The 5284-nt window shown below is 62.1% G+C and carries 6 protein-coding genes; 3 read left to right on the forward strand and 3 right to left on the reverse strand.

The window, feature by feature from the left end; genetic code table 11:
* Together EPO09_RS02320 and EPO09_RS02325 are read left to right on the forward strand one after the other, a co-directional pair.
* The coding region (locus EPO09_RS02320; RefSeq protein ID WP_290639768.1) for a PEGA domain-containing protein at nucleotides 1–220 on the forward strand (220 nt) is incomplete at its 5' end.
* Nucleotides 221–239: 19 nt separating this feature from the next.
* A complete protein-coding gene (locus EPO09_RS02325; RefSeq protein ID WP_290639770.1) occupies nucleotides 240–740 on the forward strand; it encodes a TssQ family T6SS-associated lipoprotein in 501 nt (166 codons plus the stop codon).
* A 26-nt stretch (nucleotides 741–766) separates the two neighbouring features.
* On the opposite strand, the gene EPO09_RS02330 is transcribed toward EPO09_RS02325, so the two are convergent.
* Nucleotides 767–2239 (reverse strand): Ppx/GppA phosphatase family protein, encoded by a 1473-nt coding sequence (locus tag EPO09_RS02330; protein ID WP_290639777.1) that lies wholly within the window; start codon nucleotides 2237–2239, stop codon nucleotides 767–769.
* A 165-nt stretch (nucleotides 2240–2404) separates the two neighbouring features.
* Between EPO09_RS02330 and EPO09_RS02335 the strand changes: the two genes are divergently transcribed.
* On the forward strand, nucleotides 2405–3184 hold the full coding sequence (locus EPO09_RS02335; RefSeq protein WP_290639771.1) for a ZIP family metal transporter: 780 nt from the start codon (nucleotides 2405–2407) through the stop codon (nucleotides 3182–3184).
* A 33-nt stretch (nucleotides 3185–3217) separates the two neighbouring features.
* On the opposite strand, the gene EPO09_RS02340 is transcribed toward EPO09_RS02335, so the two are convergent.
* Together EPO09_RS02340 and EPO09_RS02345 are read right to left on the reverse strand one after the other, a co-directional pair.
* Nucleotides 3218–4111, reverse strand: coding sequence for a DMT family transporter (locus tag EPO09_RS02340; protein ID WP_290639773.1), 894 nt, complete (start codon nucleotides 4109–4111; stop codon nucleotides 3218–3220).
* Nucleotides 4112–4182: 71 nt separating this feature from the next.
* Nucleotides 4183–5284, reverse strand: a 1102-nt coding sequence (locus EPO09_RS02345; protein WP_290639775.1) for an aromatic ring-hydroxylating dioxygenase subunit alpha, incomplete at its 5' end; no start/stop codon positions are given.

Consider the following 5284-nt stretch of genomic DNA (forward strand, 5'->3'; position numbering starts at 1 on the left):
GGCAGCGCCTGTGGCGAACGGCACCTTGAAACTGGCCATCAGCCCCTGGGGCGAAGTGCTGGTGGACGGTCGTGCTGTCGGGGTGGCGCCACCACTGACCCAACTCAGTCTTCCACCAGGTGCGCATGCGATCACCATTCGTAACGGTGACTCGCCTGATTTCCGGCAGACTATCGAGGTGCGCGCCGACAAGGTCGTGCACGTGAAGCATCAATTCTGAAAATCAAGATCGCTGAGTCATGAAGTCTGAAAGCGTTACCCGCAAGGGTTGGGGGTGGAGCTCGGCAGTGATGCCGGTTGCTCTGGTTGTGGTGGCCGCTGGTTTGTCGGCCTGTTCGTCCACGAAGGGCTATGACACGGCCCAAACGGCGGCAGTACCTGCTCCGCCGGTCGTTGTGGCGTCTGCGCCAGCGCCCGCGGTGGAAGAGCCTGCTGTCAAGAAGCCGTCTGCCGCCGATATGGCGCTGGCTGATGGCCTGAAGGCTTATCAAGCGGGCCAATACAAGATGGCCGAGACGCAGTTGAAGACGGCGCTGCAAAGTGGCTTGTCAGTGCCTGCTGATGTGGCCAATGCCAACAAGCATCTGGCCTTCATCTATTGCACGACCAAGCGCGACACGCCTTGTGCTGCCGCGTTCAAGGCTGCCAAGGCCGCTGATCCTTCATTTGCCTTGAGCAAGGCGGAGGCTGGGCACCCGATGTGGGCGCGGACTTACAAGAAGGCACTGGGCCTCAAGTAAGTCCACGCGCTGGCCAGCTGTGCCGTTCAGGCCAGCACGATCTCCAGTTGACGATCCCCCTGACCCGCCCATCGGCGGGTTTCTTCATCCAGCAGGTGAATCGTGCGTGGATGCTGGATGGCCCATCTGCGGTTGAGATGCAGTCGGGCGCGGCCGCCGCGAACGCGCTGCAGCGTGGCCACCTTCTCGGGCAGGTCGATGCGCGAGTGATGCAGGATGCTGGCCAGTCGCAGGCACAGCACCTGGGACATGAGGGCCGTGTCATGCAGGTGTTCGGCCAGCTTGATCAGCTCGCCGCGTTGCCCCAGCACCAGGGCGGCCAGCTTGCGCAACTGCGATTGCGAGAAGCCCGACGCATCCACATGACCCAGCAGGTAAGAGCTGTGACGATGGTGGTCGTGGTGGGACACCATCATGCCGATCTCATGCAGGGCACTGGCCCAGCCCAGTTCGCGGGCGTCTTCCCCATCGGTACTGGCAGCAGGCTCTTCCAGGCTTTGCCACAGTGACAAGGCGCGTGCCTTGACGCGATCAGCATGGGCTGCATCGACGCGGAAGCGTTGCTGCAGTTCGCGCACAGAGGTGTCGCGTGGATCGGGTAGGCGGTGGTTACGGGCCGCCTCCAGCCGCTCTTCCAGATCGAAGATCACGCCTTGACGCAAGGCGCCCTTGGCGGGGCGCAGCACCTCGATATCGAAGTGCTGGGACAGCGTGTAGAGAATCGATAGCCCACCGCCCAGCACTGCCTTGCGCTCTGGCTTGAGGCCGGGCAGGCTCAGATTTTCCGAGGAGCCCGCCGCAATGCATTGCTCGATGCACCAGCGCAAGGATTCGGGTGTGATGCAGCCGTCGGTGATGCCGTTGGCTGCCAGGATTTGAGACACGGCGCCCACGGTGCCGGAGGAGCCCAGGGCCTCTTGCCACAGATGACGCCCAAACAGGGTCAAGGCTTCTTCCAGTTCAGCGCCTGCGGCGATTTGCGCGGCACGGAAGTTCTCGGCGGTATACCTGCCCTGCGGGAAGTGCTGCATGGACAGGCTCACGCTGCCCACACCGAAGGATTCGGCTTTTTGCGGCGTGCGGCCGTGCCCCAGGATCATCTCGGTAGAGCGGCCGCCGATGTCGATCACCAGGCGAGGCAATTCACTCGGCTGCAGGCGCGAAACACCTTGGTAGATCAAACGGGCTTCTTCACGGCCGGCAATCACTTCGATCGGGTGTCCCAGCACGCGATCGGCACGTTGCAAAAAGGCATCGCGGTTGCGGGCCTCGCGCAAGGTCTGCGTGGCCACGGCCCGTACCTGCCAGGGAGCGAAGCCCTTGAGCTTGATCGCGAAGTGCGCCAGGCAGGCCAGGCCTCGCTGGGTGGCTTCTTCCGTCAGCATGCCGCGTGCATCCAGGCCGGCGCCCAGGCGCACAGTTTCCTTGAGGTAGTCCACGCGCTTGTAGCGGCCCTTGACCAACTCGGCGAGTTCAAGCCGGAAGCTGTTGGAGCCCATGTCGATGGCGGCCAGCAGGTTGGGGAAGCGGCTGTTGTCCAGACCCGGTGTCTGGGGCTTGCTTGTCTTGGCGATGAGCTTGTCCATGAGGCCTATTCTCTCCGCTTTGCGTGACGAAACGGCCTTTCGAAAAGGCTGTATTGACATGATTGCTAAGATCGACGCATGACTTTGACTTACATCGTGACCGCTACCTTCGTGGGCGGTCTGATTTCGGTGCTGCTTGCAGCAGCGCTCTCGGCACCTTTGCTGGGCCTGATCGTTCGCCATCTGGTGAGCTTGTCCACGGGCGTGCTGCTGGGTACAGCCTTGCTGCACGTGTTGCCGGAGGCCTTCGAATCGGGCAAGGATCCTCAAGGTCTGTTCCTGACACTGTTGGGCGGCTTGCTCTTCTTCTTCCTGCTGGAAAAGGCCGAGCTGTACCGCCACGGCCATCATCACGAGCACGACGGCCATCATCACCACCATCACTTTGACCGCGAGCAGGCAGGCCGAGGTGGCTGGAGTGTGCTGGTCGGTGACAGCATCCACAACTTCTGTGATGGCGTGCTGATTGCCGCGTCCTTCCTGGCTGATCCGCACCTGGGCTTCGTGACCTCATTGGCCATCATTGCGCACGAGATCCCGCAGGAGGTGGGCGATTACATCGTGCTGATCAATGCAGGCTTCTCACGCATCCGTGCCCTGGTTTACAACATGATCTCGGGCATGGCAGCGGTGGTCGGGGGCTTGCTGGGCTACTTCCTGATCGGACCGTTCAAGGAATACCTGCCCTACATGATGGTGGTGGCGGCCAGCAGCTTTGTGTATGTGGCTGTGGCCGATCTGATCCCGCAATTGCAAAAGCGCCTCAATGGCCGCGACACGCTGCTGCAGATCTTCTGGCTGGCGGCGGGCCTGTTGATGATCGCCTCGATCGTGCACGGGATTCACGAGCCACATTGAGTGTGGCGCTGTGAGCAGGCCGCCTTGGCCTGCTCAGGCTGGTTTGTCGCTGGGCTTGAGCCGCGTGGACACGATGCCCGCGCTAATGATCAGTGCCATGCCGATCACGCCATCCAGGCTGAGTTTTTCCCCGAAGACCAGCATGCCAAACACGCTGGCGTGCACGATGCCAAGATATTGCAGGCTGGCATTGACCAGCATGCGGCCTTGCGCATAGGCACGCGTCATCAGCAATTGGGCGATGGTGGCAAAGACGCCGACGCCGATAAGTGCTGCCCAGGCGCCAAGGGGAATGCCTGGCAAGGCGGTGTGGTTGGCCTGACCTGGAATCAGCCAGATCAGCGCGCCGAGTACGGTGCCCGTGAGTGAGAAGTAGAAGACCACGCGGACTTCTGTTTCACCAGCCCTGCCCAGTGCCGTGACCTGCACATAGGCCATGGCAGCCAGGATGCCTGAGAAGATGCCGACCAGGCCTGCCGCGATCTGATCGCGTGCCAGCGTGGGATGCAGCACCAGGCCTACGCCAAGGAAGCCGACAAGAATGGCGATGATCAAGCGTGGATCGACTTTGGCTCCGCCCAGCAGACCGGAGCGGATCAGCAGATACGCTGCCATCCAGACCGATGACATGTAGTTGAGCGTGACGGCTGTGGCCAGCGGCAAGGCGCCTATGCAATAGAACCACAGCGACAGCGCGAACACGCCGGCGAAGCCTCGCTTGAGGTGCAGCATGGGCACCTTGGTCTGCAGACTCGCACCAGATCCCCACGCGATGGCGGCCATCATGATGGCGCCAACCAGCCCACGCGCGCTGACCACGGCGGCTGTGCCGAAGTACGCCGAGGCCAGCTTCACGCACACGCCCATGCAGGCGAACAGCAAGGTCGCCAGGACCATCTGGGCGTAGGGTGAGATGCGGGGCTTCATGGGTACATCTTGGGGCATGAAAAAGCCGCCTGGCGAGGCGGCTTTCGGATGGTGCACTTGTGCTTTCGGCTTCAGTCCTTGAAGGCCATCGTGCGTCTATACCACTCGTGGAAGTGCTGCATGCCGTCTTCCATCGGGCTTTGGTAGGGGCCGACTTCGTTGTCGCCGCGTGCGTACAAGGCCTTGCGGCCGGCGTCCATGCGCTCGCCGATCTCGTCGTCTTCGATGCAGGTCTCCATGTAGGCAGCTTGTTGTGCCTCCACGAATTCGCGCTCGAAGGCGGCGATCTCTTCGGGGTAGTAGAACTCCACCACGTTGAGCGTCTTCTGGGGGCCTTGCGGGTACATGTTGGAGACGACCAGCACATGCGGGTACCACTCGACCATCATGGTCGGGTAGTAGGTCAGCCACACCGCGCCCTGGTTGGGCTTTTCGCCGCCACGGTAGTTGAGCAGCACTTCGCGCCACTTCTTGTAGACATCCGAGCCCGGCTTGTCGAAAGACTTGGCCACGCCCACGGTCTGTACCGAGTATTCCTTGGCCATGTCCCAGTGCAGGTCATCGCAGGTCACGAAGTTGCCCAGGCCGGGGTGGAAGGGGCCGACGTGGTAGTCCTCCAGATAGACCTCGATGAAGGTCTTCCAGTTGTAGTTGCACTCGTGCAGCTCGACCTTGTCCAGCACATAGCCGCTGAAGTCCAGGTCACCGCCGGGCTTGAAGCGCGCGTCGATACCGGCCAGATCCGCGGCGATGTCGCGGCCGTTGTCTTCGAACAGCAGGCCGTTCCAGTCGCGAACCTTGTAGTTGTTCAGGTTCAGGCAGGGATCGTGGTCGAAGTGCGGCGCACCGATCAGCTCGCCCTGGTGGCTGTAGGTCCAGCGGTGCAGGGGGCAGACGATGTTGTTGCGGCTGTTGCCACGGCCCTTGAGCATGACCGCCTGACGATGGCGGCACACGTTCGAGATCAACTGGATGCCGTCGGGCGAGCGCACGAGGGCGCGGCCTTCAAGTTCCTGGGGCAGTGCGTAGTAATCGCCAACCTCGGGCACGCTCAGGGCGTGACCCAGGTAGCGAGGACCGGACTGGAAGATGCGCTCAAGCTCCTGCTTGTAAAGCAACTCGTCGAAGTAGACGGACACGGGCAGCTGTGTGTGGCTGCGGCTGAGAGCGTTG

The sequence above is a fragment of the Aquabacterium sp. genome (genome assembly GCF_004297345.1).
Taxonomy (GTDB): Bacteria; Pseudomonadota; Gammaproteobacteria; order Burkholderiales; family Burkholderiaceae_C; genus Aquabacterium.

Bases quoted from the DNA above. Each gene is read 5' to 3' on its own strand.
- EPO09_RS02325 (WP_290639770.1), top strand. From the start codon at position 240: ATGAAGTCTGAAAGCGTTACCCGCAAGGGTTGGGGGTGGAGCTCGGCA.
- EPO09_RS02330 (WP_290639777.1), bottom strand. From the start codon at position 2,239: ATGGGCTCCAACAGCTTCCGGCTTGAACTCGCCGAGTTGGTCAAGGGC.
- EPO09_RS02335 (WP_290639771.1), top strand. From the start codon at position 2,405: ATGACTTTGACTTACATCGTGACCGCTACCTTCGTGGGCGGTCTGATT.
- EPO09_RS02340 (WP_290639773.1), bottom strand. From the start codon at position 4,111: ATGAAGCCCCGCATCTCACCCTACGCCCAGATGGTCCTGGCGACCTTG.